Below are 13,967 nucleotides of genomic sequence, written 5' to 3'. Positions count from 1 at the left end.
TGTATTTATCTTGTGCGCTATATAAACATAGGCACATCTATGCAAACTTCTTCTGATGATACACTTGTTATAGGCACACCGTTAACCTCGTCTGCAGTTAAAGTTATGTTGCTGGGCTCGGGTGAGCTTGGCAAGGAAGTGGTGATTGAATTTCAGCGCTACGGTGTGGAAGTGATTGCGGTAGACCGTTATGAGCATGCACCTGCCATGCAGGTGGCCCATCGTTCTTATACTATTTCGATGCTGGATGGCGCAGCCCTTCGCCAGTTGATTGAAAAAGAAAAGCCCGACTATATTGTTCCCGAAGTGGAAGCTATTGCCACGGCTACGCTGGTAGAACTGGAGCAGGAGGGATTTCGCGTAGTGCCCACCGCGACTGCTGCACGCCTGACCATGAACCGGGAAGGTATACGCACGTTGGCCGCAGAAACGCTGCAGGTAAAAACATCGCCCTATAAATTTGCCAATACACAGGAAGAGTTTACTGCCGCGGTAAAAGCCATCGGAGTTCCGTGCGTGGTAAAGCCGATCATGAGTTCCTCCGGTAAAGGGCAGAGCGTTGTGAAATCGGAAAGTGATATAGCATACGCGTGGCAATATGCACAAGAGGGAAGTCGCAGTGGTAGTGGCAGCGTGATCGTTGAGGGATTTGTTGATTTTGATTATGAGATCACGTTATTAACCATCCGTCATAAAGAGGGAGTGTCGTACTGCGAGCCGATCGGTCACCGCCAGGAGCATGGCGATTACCGGGAATCGTGGCAACCTCATCCCATGACCACGAAAGCTCTTGATGATGCAAAGTCAATCGCGCAACGTATTGTAAACGCTTTGGGCGGCTACGGTATATTTGGTGTTGAATTTTTTGTGAAAGGCGATATAGTATATTTCAGCGAAGTATCGCCCCGTCCGCATGATACCGGCATGGTAACGATGATTTCGCAGGATCTTTCAGAGTTCGCGTTGCACGTTCGTGCTATCCTGGGGTTACCCATCCCTGTAATTCGTCAGCTGGGCCCCTCCGCATCTTCCGTGATACTGGTGCGTGGAGAATCCAAGAACATAACGTTTAAAGGCTTCGAAAAAGCACTTGCCGAACCCGATACACAACTCCGCCTCTTTGGCAAACCGGAAGTAAAAGGCGAAAGACGCATGGGCGTATGCCTGGCACGTGCCACCACGATAGAAGAAGCACGCACAAAAGCGAACAAGGTAGCGGAGAGTATCGCTGTTACCTGTTATTAGGTACACGTTATCCGTTAATCGTTACCCGTTAATCGTTATCAGGAAGAGTATATTTTAACGATTACCCTAAACGATCTGTGTTATTCTGTGAGTTCCGTGGGAATAAATGCATTTTGTTCCCACATCCCGATGGCTAACCGCTACAGGTTATCCATTAATAGACTGACTCTCCAGGTTATTTCCCACAGAACAAATGACGAAATCTACACACCCATTTCCGCTCACACTCTTCTAGCAGCTGGCAGCCAGCTGCTTACAGCTATTTAAAAAATATTGAACAAGGAACGCCGATTAACGATTAACGGATTTCAAGTTTTGGGGAATACGTTTGTATGATCTGCTGTATCTCCTCAGGACTGAAGCCTAGTTTTTCACCAACCATGTTGATCAGTTCTAATTCAGCAGGGGCGAAGTCTCCATCGATGTGTGCAATCTCGATCATATCCTGTAATTGCTTCTCGCGGTCGTGCGTGTTCTGCGGAATGAGGAATCTATATTCATGTCCGCGTTCGAGCATCAGGTTAAAACGATCGAGCGGTATATCCAGCGTATACGCAATCTTGAAAAGCGCTACGCGTTCCACTTCTTCAATTTTACCATCTACAGTTATCAGGGAAACAAGATTACGGAAGTGTTCTAGTTTGGTAGAGTCAATCATAGTGGGGATAAAGATAAATATTTTTTTTGAGTCACAAGGAAATAGCTGCTAGCTGCTAGCTTCGAGCCACTGAATGATGGTGCTATAGTGATGTATTGACTAGTAGAAATGTATCGGGTGTACAGTCGCTAGCTTCCAGAGTAAAAATAAAAACAAAAAAATCCGCTGTCCTTCTCCCGTTGGAGAAGGGAAGGGATGAGGCGAACTCGAAGCAAGCTGCTAGCCCCTGGCTTCGAGCCACTGGATGACAGTGCTATAGTGATGCATTGATTAGTAGAAACTTATCCGGTGTACAGTCGCTAGCTTCCAGAGTAAAAATAAAAACAAAAAAAATCCGCTGTCCTTCTCCCGTTGGAGAAGGGAAGGGATGAGGCGAACTCGAAGCAAGCTGCTAGCCCCTGGCTTCGAGCCACTGGATGACAGTGCTATAGTGATGCATTGATTAGTAGAAACTTATCCGGTGTACAGTCGCTAGCTTCCAGAGTAAAAATAAAAACAAAAAAAATCCGCTGTCCTTCTCCCGTTGGAGAAGGGAAGGGATGAGACCAAGCTCCAGACCGCCAGCAGCCCAGCTATTTCAAAATATCAAACAAGGAACACGGATCAACGAATGACGAAGTCAACGTATCCATCCCCACTCACACTCCTCCAGCAGCTGGCGGCCAGCAACCAGCAGCTATTTTTCCCTCTGATCTGTTGCAAATGTGATGCTGACAGAAGAACTATGCATTGAGTTTTTGGCTCATGTCGCAACGCACTAAAACGAAATCAGAAGCACCGGTATATTGCCTGGATACTTTTAGCCCCAAAGCGAAAGAGCATGCTTTCTATATAGAGACGTTGGCGCTGCATTTGCAGAAACACGAAATGGTGAGTCGGCCGCACCGTCATGATTTTTACCTCGTCCTCTACATTACCAAGGGCGGTGGCGAACATACCATCGACTTTGTAACCTATCCGGTGAAGTCGTGCAGTTTTTTTGTAATGACTCCGGGGCAGGTTCATTCATGGAAGCTTAAGCCGGGCACTGACGGATTTATATTCTTCTTCGTTCCGGAGTTTTATCAGCTGGGCAAAAATGAAAAGCACCTGCTGGAGTTTCCGTTTTTTCGCTCCGTCAATCCACATCCCTACATTCCGTTGAAGAAAGGGCAGGACCCGGTGATTGACCTGGTGATTCGCGAGATGCTGAAAGAATATGAGGCCTCTGCCGAACCATCCCTGGCGTTGATCCGCAGCTACCTCGATGTGGTGTTGCTGAAGCTGGCCCGCTACTACCACGCAGAGGTGAGAACAGAAGAATCGCATGCCACAACGATACGGCTACGCAACCTCGAAGAGCTGATCGATCAGCATTTTATAAAATTAAAACAGCCTCACGAATACGCTGCGTTAATGAATCTTTCGGCTTCTTACCTGAACTCCATCTGCAAGCAGTTGTTGGGCAAAACACTGGGCGACCTGGTGCAGGAACGCATCATGCTGGAAGCGAAACGTTTCTTCGCATACTCTGATCTTACGGTAAGCCAGGTGTCTGACCGACTGAACTTTTCTGAGCCTTCCTATTTCATCCGGTTCTTTAAAAAGAATGCGGGCATTACCCCAGAACAGTTTCGCGAGCATATCCATAAATAGTGCTATAGAAACGATAATTTGTGCTCTAACTTTTTAGCGTACAGCAGCGTTTTTTGAAGTAGAAATAAACGCTGAAAATTTATGATCAGGAAAGGTGAAAAATTATATAGTGTGCTCTGCCAGAAATGCCCGCGTTGCCACGAAGGTAATATGTTCAGTCACCCGGTTTGGAGCCCCCGGTTTGCGGATATGAACAAGAACTGCCCCGTATGTGGATTGGATTTTATACAGGAACCGTCATACTATTTTGGAGCCATGTATTTCAGTTATGCCATACAGGTTGCCGTCTTTGTACTTGTATACCTGTTGCTGCGCTATACAACGAACCCTGATACGTGGACGTACGTGCTGTATATGGTGCTGGGGGCAGTCGTTATTTTACCACTTAACTTCCGTATATCACGCGCTGCATGGATTAACCTTTTTATATCTTATAAAACACGGTAACCCCTGTGGTTGCCACCAACACACTTCACTATAGCATCCGTTTTGCAGTATAGTAATTTTAACTATATAAAATGGTAAAAATGTACTATGCACAAAAAATCGGAATAAAAAAGTTCTTTTATTTTCGATCGTTGTTTTACCTTAACGATTGAAAATCACAGACAGGAAACTGTCGTACCAGACCTATGAAAATCCTTCTGATAGACGATGAAGAACTGGATGTGTTTATCGCCCAGCGACTGTTAAGCCTTGAGTACGATATTACAGGTGTTACTTCCGATGAACAGGCCATACGCTGGGCCAAAGAAAATCATTTTGATGTTGTGCTCATTGATTATTACCTCAACAAGGGAAAGCTGGGTAACCAATTGCTCCGCGAATTGATTGCCATAAGAGGCCCCGTGTTCAAGGCTTTTCTCTTAACCAATTACATTGACTCCAGGGAGCGTGATACGCTGAAAAAGGATGGCTTCCAGGGAATTATAGACAAGCCGCTCACGCTGGAGAAATTCAGGAGTTGCATGGAACTTGGTTAAGTGCAGCTCGCTAACCTGCACAGTTACAGGATATACCTTTACCAGAAGATCGTTTCGTATATGAAATATGCTCTGCCGCTATATATGCTGGTGATGTTCACTTGCGTTGCCACACGTATGCACGCACAGGAACCCTGTTGCAATCGTGCCGACTGCAAGGCAGCCATCGATGCGTATATCATTTCACTGAAACGACTTCTGAATGATTTCGGTACGCTGCCATCCGGTATTGACGAGCGCAAGGCAGCACTTGAAAATTACAAGACTCAATACCGGGTGGGCTATGCGCAGTTGCGTGCAATCATTCTGAAAATACAAAAGATCAGCGCAGGTGATCGTACCTGGCTCGATTGCTTCAGCCAGCGGTTTATCGAAGTAGATCCCAGTGTTGCTGATGAAGATTGCATAAGCTGGTATGCCTATCTTTCTACTGTATTGCTGCCCAGTGAATTTACATCACCGGAATTTGCCAAAGGTTTTGGTGTACACCTCGATCTTAGCCAGGGGGTTGCCGATCCGGGTAAATCAACCGAGGCCTATGCATTGGCTGGCCGGGTGTTGTTGTCGTATACATTTTGTAAACACGGTCATGCTTCCGGCGGACGCTGGCGGGTAATGGCCGGACCCAGTATATATTACCAGGATACAAAGGCATACCTCCTTGCCAACCCACGCGTTGAGTTCAGGTTGAAAGATATCGGTAATAAACTGGCCAGCATTGGCAACATTAAACTGATAGCCGATGGAAATATAGGCGATGTATATATTGTAGGCGGTGGAGTCGGGTTGGAGCTCTATAAATTCGGCGTGCAGGTATTATACCAGCGACAAAGTGAGGTGCGCAGCGCGCAGCTGTTAACAGGATTGTTCTATCGCTTTCAGAAAAAATAAAATTTAAATACGATATGTCCAGGTTTGCTTTAATTACCAGCGGTGGGGGAGCAAAGGGCGCCTTTACCATCGGTGCACTTACACACATGGCTTCTATAGGCATCAGCCGCTTTGATATTATCAGTGGCACCAGCACGGGCTCCCTCATCGCAGCCCTGGTGGCAGTAGGCAAACTGGATGTGCTTCGGAATGAATATACCAACGTTGACAATGATAGTATATTAACAAAACAAAATATAGTGAACAACCTGTTAGGTAACAGGCCCTTCCTCTTTGATACCGAACCGCTCCGCGACCTCATCAGCAAACATATTACACCCGATGTATTCAATGCCCTGAGTAGCCCGGATGCAACTACATTATGCCTTACGGCGATTAGTCTGCAGACCGGTATACCTACCGTGTTTAGTAACAAGGTACTTCCGGTGCCCGCCAGCGGAGCCTACAAGGTACAACAGGTTCGTTCGCGCGATGAGCTTGTGCTTGCCTTATTGGCCAGCAGTTCACAGGCAGGATTCCTTCCGCCCGTTACCATTGGTCAGGAGCAATTTGTAGATGGTGGCAACCGCGAAGTCATTCCTACACACGTGGTAGTCGATCTGGCACCGGATGAAATCTTTGTGTTGAGCAATAACCCCGGTACATTGTTCGCAGCAGCAAATCCCTATACCGATGTACTCAGCACTATACTTCGTGCCATCACCATCTTTATACAGGACGTGCGCGAGAATGACATGAAAGTGTTACAGGATTATTGCCATACAAACGGGAAAACATTTCATGTAGTAGAGCCCACGTCCGATCTCGATCCGGAGAATCCCACCGGGCTTCGATTCAACCGCCAGGCAATGGCCGGCTGGATGACGCAAGGTCAACTTCGTGCACGCAACATCTTAGGAATGGTGATGCGCGGGAATCGTATAGTTTGAAGTTCAACGTTCAAAGTTTAAAGGTTCAAAGTTAAAGGTTCAACGCTCAAGCCTTGAACTTTAAACTTTGAATCCTGGGCGATAGCGTTCTGAAATGATTGCTGATAAATCAGGTAGTTGCACAAAGTCAATGCCCTCATTCAGCCTATTCGCTTCGCTGCGACTTTATCGGGTTGACCCAAGATGCATGTCTTGCTTTGATGCTGATGGTAAGCCATGCAATTACCAATGTAATCAATGCAGCAACCGCGATCGTCCAATATGAAATTGAAATTACAGGCTATTCGTTTACGGTGTTCACGCTTTAACATTCAAAAGATCAGACCAGTTTGCGATTGGGAAATTTACTGAAATTACCAGAGTATATTGAATGGTAATTGTTCTTATCCAGCCATTCATGTTCAGTAGCAGTCGGCTAAAGTATATCACAATGCTTTCATCTTCTTAGCTATGCCAGGTGAGGTAGCGTTGTGTTTGCTCCAGACCCGTCTGAAGTGGCGAACACTTTCAAAGCCACAGAGGCTTGCCACCTGGTCGAGTGTATACCCAGCGTTGTGAACGAGTGTTTTTGCCAATGCGATCTTTACCGTGTTCTTGTATTCGATAACCGTATGGCCGGTGGCTTTCCGGAAAGCACGCGTCAGGTTACGCGTGCTGGTATTACCAACCGAAGCCAGTTCTTCCAGGCTTGGATTTTTGGACGGGTTGGAAACGATATAATCCTGTATGCGGTGTATGGCAGGATTGAAATGTGTTCGGTAGTCAAGATATATACTTTCCTGGTTGTCGGTGTTATTTCTGCGGGCATATACCACCATCTCGCGTGCTACCCGGGCCGGCACCATCGGGCCATGATGATTCTCCAATATTGCCAGCGACATGTCGATGCCGGAGGTCATGCCCGCGCTGGTATAAATAGCGCCATCCTGTACGTAGAGCCGGTCGCTCAGCACCTGTAGGGCAGGGTAGTGCTGCTGCATATACTCAATGCATTTCCAGTGTGAAGTACATTTGCGACCATCCAGCAATCCGGCTTCCGCCAATATTAATGAGCCGCTGCAGATGGTAGCAATATGTATACCTTCGGATAGTTTCCGTTTAAGCCAGGGGCGAATGATTCTGATATGGCTGTCCAGTTCACCGGCAACAAAGGATTTGAAGTCGATGCCCGGTATAACGATATAGTCGCCTGGCATAAGGTCAACCTCGTCCGGGAGTTTTACCTGACTGAACATCAATCCCTGCTCTGATAATACATTGCGTTGTGCACTGCAGTAGGTGATTGTATAACGCGATGATCCCAGATGGGAAGCTTCATAGAACACCTGCGCAGGTCCTGCCAGGTCCATCAGGTGGACTTTCGGTAATAAAAGAAAGCAGATCGTATATTGGTTTCGCATTGGGTATAAGAGTCAAACAGGGGACATTTCGGGCCATCGTGTAAGCAGCCTTTCTATTTCGGATTAATTTAGCAAAAAGCTTTTGACGTCTGCACCGATCACCCTATAAATGACAAATAAAGCCAATCATTAAATTCATGTATTTATGAAAAAGAGAATCTTATTCCTCCTGTTATCGGTCATCGCAGCGATGGCAGCGCACGCAGAAGAATCTATTCTGGTAACAGCAGGCTGGCTGAAAGAACATATAAATGATCCAGACCTCGTGATTTTGCAGGTGGGATATCTTCGCCTGGATTATGAGCGTGAACATATAACAGGTTCACAATTTCTCTGGCCAGGTTGGCTGGCACCGGATTCACCGGAGGGAAGCTTCAACGCGCCTGACCCCGCAGCAGCCACGGAGTTGCTGCAGAAGATGGGAGTATCAGGTAATTCAAGAGTCGTACTTTGCCATGTTCGCAATGAAGTAAGTGTGGCCGCCCGTATGTTCCTTACGCTGGAAGACCTCGGGTTGAAAGGCCGTGTGCTGTGGCTCAACGGCGGTCTCGATGCCTGGAAGAAGGAAGGTTACCCGGTAACAGATCGTGTTACCATTGCCAAAAAAGGTAATTTTAAAGCAAAGCTATCCGACCTGCTGGTGGATAAAGTATATGTGCAACAAGCCATGCAAGCCAATAACCAGGTAATTGTAGATGCACGCATGCAGAAATACTACGATGGCGAACCTACCGGTTTACCCCGCGATGGCCATATACCCGGTGCTAAAAATATACCCTACCCGGATATGATCGATGATGCCAACATGTTCAAGCCTGCTGAAACGCTGCAGGGCTACTTTACGCCTGTGGCCGGTAAGGATAAAGAGATTGTGGCATATTGTTTTATCGGCCAGACTGCCAGCGTGGTATATATGGCAGGCCGTATACTCGGCTATAAAATGAAACTCTACGATGGCTCCCTGCAGGAGTGGACCCGCATACCTGAACTGCCGATGGAAGTGACGAAGAAGGAGCAATAGTTTTTAAGCGGAAAGCTGAAAGTTTAAAGTTTGGTTGCCACTACTTTTCTGCTTTTAGCTTTCCGAAAAAAAAGCGCACTATTTTAAAATAAGAATATATCTTGGCGTTTTATAATCAGCAAGCCTGATTCGCGCCCTCATGCCCAGACTATATATTGCCCTCGTAAGCGTACTGCTTTTCTGTTGTAATACGCATCAGCCAACGGACCGCTCTGATAAAAATGCTTTTTACTTCTGGCAGACCAGCCTGTATAATTTTAGCTGGAACGACTCTACCTATAAAGCGCTACACGTAAGCAAGCTCTATACGCGCCTCTTTGATGTTGACTGGAGTGAAACGGCACAAGCTGCCGTGCCGGTATTCGAAGAACAGAAAGAGAACAAGGCAAAGATACTCTATATGATTACCGTGCTCAGCAAATCGCAGGATGTGCGGGCGTATGCACTGCAGTATGAGAAATTCAGCGACACCGATTTTTACGCTCGCAGAAATTGCTTAACATTGAAAGATATGGCAACCGGTAATCTGTAAACAGAAATGACATTAACCCGAAAGACCGTTTTAATACTAGGTGCAAATTCAGATGTAGCAAAAGAAGCGCTGGCGTTATACATAGCTAAAGGATATCACGTTATTGCTGCTTCCCGCAGCGTAGACCAGTTAAAGCAGTTCATGACAGCTCGCAGACTACCCGAAGCGCAGGTGACTGTACAATATTTTGATGTTACTGCTTTTGATAGTCATGAAGCCTTTTACCGGGCGTTGCCTGTTAAGCCACACGTTGTTGTATATGCAGCAGGCTTCCTCAAAAATAACGAAGATGCAATGGCCGATTGGAATGGAGCCTTTCAGATGATGAAGGTACATTATTGCGGTGCGGTTTCTATTCTGAATATTGTTGCTACAGATAAAGACAATCGAAACCTTGAACGTATTGTCGGGCTCTCTTCGCTCTCGGGTGTGCGGGGCCGGAAGAGTAATTTTATTTACGGCAGCACGAAATCTGCTTTTACACAATATCTCGCCGGTCTTCGGCAGCTTCTCTTTGCGCGAGGTGTTGCCGTTAACGTGATTGTAGCCGGGTACATTCGCAGCAAGATGACCGCGGGACTTAACCTGCCCGAGTCACTTATGTTGGAACCTATATTTATCGCCCGGTCTGTTGTGCATCCCGGAAGTTCGTTTACCATTGTGCCGGGCTTCAAATGGAAAATCATCTATCATATACTTCGCCTGCTACCGGAACGACTCGTTGCGAAACTACCTTGAGCAGTTTTTGATTCCGTAATGCATGAATTATTACACGCTTACAGGAATCCAATCAGAACGCTGAAATCACCCGCAGACTATTCAGTTATTTTACACTGTCATTTAAAGACAGAAATATGAAACTGTTAGCTGTTACTGTAATTGGTCTGGTATATATTTTCGCAACGGCAAGTGTGCAGGCGCAGGAATATAAACCCGGCTTGCCCGGCATGGCTCCTGCCAAGTGGATTACTCTCAAACATACACAGGCACCCGATCGCATCTTTCGCGCGGGAAATTCTTCCAAAACAAAAAATTATACACAGGAAGATATATACTTTAAAGTATGGTTGCCGGTATATATGGGATCGCGTGTGACTGTCATTGCCGGACCTCAATATAGAACAGAACAGCTGGCATTTCATGGAACAGGAGAAAATCCGCTGCGTGCGCTCGCTAACTGGAATCTGCGCTCCCTGGGCATCGATCTGAAAACCATAGCGGTGTTGGACACTTCATCGTGGATCGTTACCAATTTACATGCTAACCAATGCAGCAACCTCAATGCCATAGGCGATAATCGGGTTCCATATAATTTTACAGTTTGTGCGCTCTACCTGAAACGCAAATCACTGCGCAAAGAAGTTGGTGCGGGTGTTGTAGGCAACCGGTTGTTCAATTCCTATACATTTATGCCCGTGCTGTTAATGAACTATAATTTTTCCAAACGTAGTGGCGTAGAGATATCGCTGCCACAGAAGGTTGCCTGGAGAAATAACATCACTTCAACCGATATACTATATTTCAAGGCCGAGGCGATGTCAAGAAGCTATTACATCCGGTATAGTGACAGTGATTCGAGCCCCATTCGCAGAACAGAGATCGACTTTGGTGTGACTTATAACAAGCAATTCAGCAAGATGATGGGGGCAGAGGTCTTTGGTGGATACCGTCAGAATCTTTCCTGCACGCTTCCTTCGGATATTTATGCGATAAAAAATTCAGGCGCCGTATTTACGCTGGAAGTATATGTACGACCGCCCCACATATAAATGATCATACCGGATATGTCCGGGTTCCTGATTTTTAGCCGCCCGGTTTTATTTACGTTTTGGCATCCTTTGTCTATACATTCGGGCTGTATATCTATGATCAGCCGCGGCAGCACAATTCATGCGTTCCTGTTTCGTAATATAGCAAGACAATTGAGAAAGTGATTTTGAGATATCAGTCACAAGCTATTTTTTCATTGTAATGGTCCGGTAAAAAGTAATAAACCATCAAACGGATAGAGGGTCACCTTGTAGAGGGGTGTTTTAGGGTGATGGTTTTTTGCCCTTGTGAGCGAAAGCACGCAAGGGCTTTTTTATTTATACTCGTATCTACAACCAATTCATCAGGCCATCGTCTGGCCGATCGCAGGATCGGTATATCCATCTTTACCCGTTTCCACCCGTCCGGCAAAGCGCTTGGCGAAATTCGATATATCTTTTATAGTTACACTGAAGTCATACCAGTTATGGCTTGAGGTAGTATCCAGTATAAAGACAACATGTCCTTTCACCATAACCGATTTACTTTGATGCCTGCCATCGTACGCATGGTGATGAATTTCCACTGTATAGGCTTTCGATCCTCTGTTGGCAACTTTCAGTTCTATATTCCCTGTTGGTGTTTTGCCTTTCTTCTCATAGCCGCAGAACACATCTACCATCGGATCGTTGCCATTGCCTGTGAACTCGCGAAAGAATCCATTCGGTCCATAAACCGATACGTGATATTGATGGTCTGCAAAATCGTCCAGCAACCAGGCATCGGCCAGCCGATCGCCGGCGCGCACAGCATACGATCTCGGTTTTTTTAAAGAATTATTACTATACACATGAAATGGCGAGCCGGCAGCACGTTTACCAAAGATTTCATTTCTGGCCTCCAGTTGTATCTGGAATGAGCGCTTATCTGCACTCAGCTGCCCGTGGCTATAAAGTTCGTAAGGAAGCGCATTGGAAGCACGCATACCTTTCTCCTGCTGTGGCATGTGTATAGAATCGTGTGGCTTCTGATTAATCGTAGCTATTTCTTCGGCGGTTAATGCTTTATATCCGGAAGGGTCTTTTCTGAATTTAGCTTTGTGTATACTTTCAATGACTGCCTCTTTTTCAAGGAACACAGGCAATGAAATTGTTTCTCCGCTATAGGGTTTAAACACCGAGGTAAGATCACCGCATATAGTTCTGCGCCAGCTGCTGATGTTTGTTTCTTCAATCTTCTTGCCGGTTTTATGACTCAGGAATTTTTCGAGGAACTGGAGTATAGAGGTGTGATCGAATACCTGCGAATTGACCACACCGCCACGGCTCCACGGTGAAGCAATCACCAGCGGCACACGATATCCCAGTCCGATGGAACTTTCTCTGGCTTCTTCCTTCGGTTGGCGCTTCAGGTCTTGTTCCATCATTACATATTCCACTCCGGTATCTATACCTTTCGATACAAAACCACTATCGGGTTTAGCGGGATGCGGTGGCACAAAAGGAGGAATGTGATCGTAATAACCATCGTTTTCATCATAGCAAAGTATAAAGATCGTTTTCTTCCATACTTCCGGATTACTGGTGAGTATATCCATGGCTTCGGATACATACCACGCGCCATACCACGGAGCACCGGGATGATCGGAAAAATTCTCCGGTGCTACCAGCCACGATACGGTTGGAAGTTTACCATGCTTTACATCGTCACGGAACTGGTAGAGTATATCTCCCTTTGGAATCTTTACTTCGCGTGTTTGGGGTCCGTCCTGATAGGTGAGCGATGCGAGTGAATGATAATCCGGATCGTTTACATTGGTAGTAAATGCCTTCTCATGCAGATTCTTGTCGCGCTGCGACAGCTTTGCATAGTTGTCTGGTGTCCAAACCTTTTGTTCTTCGATGGTGGTTAGCAGCCAGCCCTTCCGTTGTGTCAGTTCTTTCCGGGCTTTCGTGAGTTCATCGCTGCCCGTGGGAAGCGATGCAATCTTTGCTTCCAGTTCTTTAATGTTCTCGGTCAGCAGCATAATTTTCGTAGGCAGGAATTTCATGTACGCCGGCAGGAAGCGCACATTGTATTGCGTGAACCACTCGATCGGGTTATCCGTAAAGTTTGCGAGCCATGCATCTTCTTCTCCGTTAAATCCTACGCCTATACTGATCTCGTTCTGGTATATCTTCCAGGAGATGCCGTTGTCTTCCAGTCGTTCAGGAAAAGTTTTCCAGTGCGCTGGTACATCATAATCCGTTTCGGCATTGCGTACACGTGCCTGCGCCCCAGCATTCTGTTCATCGCGGATTGTACCTGTCCATAAGTATAAACGGTTCGGTGTTGTGCCTGTCAGTGAAGAGCAGAAGTTTTGATCGCATACCGTAAACGCATCTGCCAATGAATAATAGAAAGGTAAATCCTCGCGATTATAGTATCCCAATGTCAAAGGCATATTGGTGTAATCCGGATGACCGGATTTTTTGGCGAGCAACCATTGGTTGTGAAGTCCACCGTTGCGCGCATCAACCTGGTCGGCCCAGCTATGAGGCAGCGAACCCATCCAGGTTGCTTTTGTATCTTTTATGTTGAGCCGGAAAGGAGCGAACGTCTCACCATTTTCATTGGTCTGCAACCAGACCTTGTTCTTGTTGGGAAGACGAATGGCGCGCGGGTCGTTGAAGCCGCGCACACCCTGCAGCGATCCGTAGCAGTGATCAAACGAACGGTTCTCCTGCATTAATATCACCACGTGTTCAGCATCCAGAAAGGTGCTGCCCACAGCAGGGTTAATGGCGAGCGCACGTTGTATAGAAGGAGGTAGTGCGCTGGAAAGTCCCGCTGCTCCCGAGAGCATAGCAGCCTTTTTCAAAAATTCTCTGCGTGAATCCATAATCATAGCTAAAGTATAGTAATCTCCCGTTACAGCTGCTACC

13 protein-coding genes are annotated in these 13,967 nt (G+C 46.5%); 10 read left to right on the top strand and 3 right to left on the bottom strand.

The window, feature by feature from the left end:
- A partial coding sequence (gene purT / locus V7Q33_RS17415; protein WP_333820640.1) for a formate-dependent phosphoribosylglycinamide formyltransferase occupies positions 1 to 1,245 on the top strand: 1,245 nt, incomplete at its 5' end.
- A 298-nt stretch (positions 1,246 to 1,543) separates the two neighbouring features.
- On the opposite strand, the gene V7Q33_RS17410 is transcribed toward purT, so the two are convergent.
- Complete coding sequence (locus V7Q33_RS17410) at positions 1,544 to 1,903, bottom strand: TerB family tellurite resistance protein (RefSeq protein ID WP_331977337.1); 360 nt, start codon at positions 1,901 to 1,903, stop codon at positions 1,544 to 1,546.
- A 744-nt stretch (positions 1,904 to 2,647) separates the two neighbouring features.
- Here V7Q33_RS17410 and V7Q33_RS17405 point away from each other — a divergent pair.
- The 5 genes from V7Q33_RS17405 to V7Q33_RS17385 all read left to right on the top strand — a co-directional run bounded on the left by V7Q33_RS17405 (position 2,648) and on the right by V7Q33_RS17385 (position 6,341).
- Complete coding sequence (locus tag V7Q33_RS17405; RefSeq protein WP_331977335.1) at positions 2,648 to 3,538, top strand: helix-turn-helix domain-containing protein; 891 nt, start codon at positions 2,648 to 2,650, stop codon at positions 3,536 to 3,538.
- Between the two features lie 81 nt (positions 3,539 to 3,619).
- Positions 3,620 to 3,985, top strand: coding sequence for a DUF983 domain-containing protein (locus tag V7Q33_RS17400; protein WP_333820639.1), 366 nt, complete (start codon positions 3,620 to 3,622; stop codon positions 3,983 to 3,985).
- A gap of 185 nt (positions 3,986 to 4,170) precedes the next feature.
- Positions 4,171 to 4,521 carry a response regulator gene (locus V7Q33_RS17395; RefSeq protein WP_333820638.1) on the top strand — a complete coding sequence of 117 codons (351 nt, stop codon included), beginning with the start codon at positions 4,171 to 4,173 and terminating at the stop codon, positions 4,519 to 4,521.
- A 60-nt stretch (positions 4,522 to 4,581) separates the two neighbouring features.
- Positions 4,582 to 5,412, top strand: a complete 831-nt coding sequence (locus tag V7Q33_RS17390; protein ID WP_333820637.1) for a hypothetical protein — start codon at positions 4,582 to 4,584, stop codon at positions 5,410 to 5,412.
- A 14-nt stretch (positions 5,413 to 5,426) separates the two neighbouring features.
- Positions 5,427 to 6,341 (top strand): patatin-like phospholipase family protein, encoded by a 915-nt coding sequence (locus V7Q33_RS17385; protein ID WP_333820636.1) that lies wholly within the window; start codon positions 5,427 to 5,429, stop codon positions 6,339 to 6,341.
- Between the two features lie 425 nt (positions 6,342 to 6,766).
- Here V7Q33_RS17385 and V7Q33_RS17380 read toward each other — a convergent pair whose 3' ends face one another.
- Entirely contained in the window at positions 6,767 to 7,741 is a 975-nt protein-coding gene (locus tag V7Q33_RS17380) for a GlxA family transcriptional regulator (protein WP_333820635.1), read from the bottom strand.
- Positions 7,742 to 7,886: 145 nt separating this feature from the next.
- Here V7Q33_RS17380 and V7Q33_RS17375 point away from each other — a divergent pair, with 145 nt between their 5' ends.
- The 4 genes from V7Q33_RS17375 (at position 7,887) to V7Q33_RS17360 (ending at position 11,063) form a co-directional block, all read left to right on the top strand.
- Positions 7,887 to 8,762: a sulfurtransferase gene (locus tag V7Q33_RS17375; protein ID WP_333820634.1), complete on the top strand. Its 876-nt coding sequence runs from the start codon at positions 7,887 to 7,889 to the stop codon at positions 8,760 to 8,762.
- Between the two features lie 139 nt (positions 8,763 to 8,901).
- A complete protein-coding gene (locus V7Q33_RS17370) occupies positions 8,902 to 9,294 on the top strand; it encodes a hypothetical protein (RefSeq protein ID WP_333820633.1) in 393 nt (130 codons plus the stop codon).
- Positions 9,295 to 9,300: 6 nt separating this feature from the next.
- Positions 9,301 to 10,032: an SDR family NAD(P)-dependent oxidoreductase gene (locus V7Q33_RS17365; protein WP_333820632.1), complete on the top strand. Its 732-nt coding sequence runs from the start codon at positions 9,301 to 9,303 to the stop codon at positions 10,030 to 10,032.
- 116 nt (positions 10,033 to 10,148) lie between these two features.
- Positions 10,149 to 11,063, top strand: coding sequence for a DUF6268 family outer membrane beta-barrel protein (locus V7Q33_RS17360; protein ID WP_331977318.1), 915 nt, complete (start codon positions 10,149 to 10,151; stop codon positions 11,061 to 11,063).
- A gap of 344 nt (positions 11,064 to 11,407) precedes the next feature.
- Here the strand turns inward: V7Q33_RS17360 and V7Q33_RS17355 are convergent, their stop codons facing one another.
- On the bottom strand, positions 11,408 to 13,924 hold the full coding sequence (locus V7Q33_RS17355) for a phosphocholine-specific phospholipase C (protein ID WP_333820631.1): 2,517 nt from the start codon (positions 13,922 to 13,924) through the stop codon (positions 11,408 to 11,410).
- Positions 13,925 to 13,967 lie beyond the last annotated feature (43 nt).

It is taken from the genome of Ohtaekwangia sp. (assembly GCF_036786105.1).
GTDB lineage: Bacteria > Bacteroidota > Bacteroidia > Cytophagales > Cyclobacteriaceae > Ohtaekwangia.
Note: the sequence above shows the minus strand (reverse complement) of the source record. Positions and strands in the feature narration are given on the sequence as shown.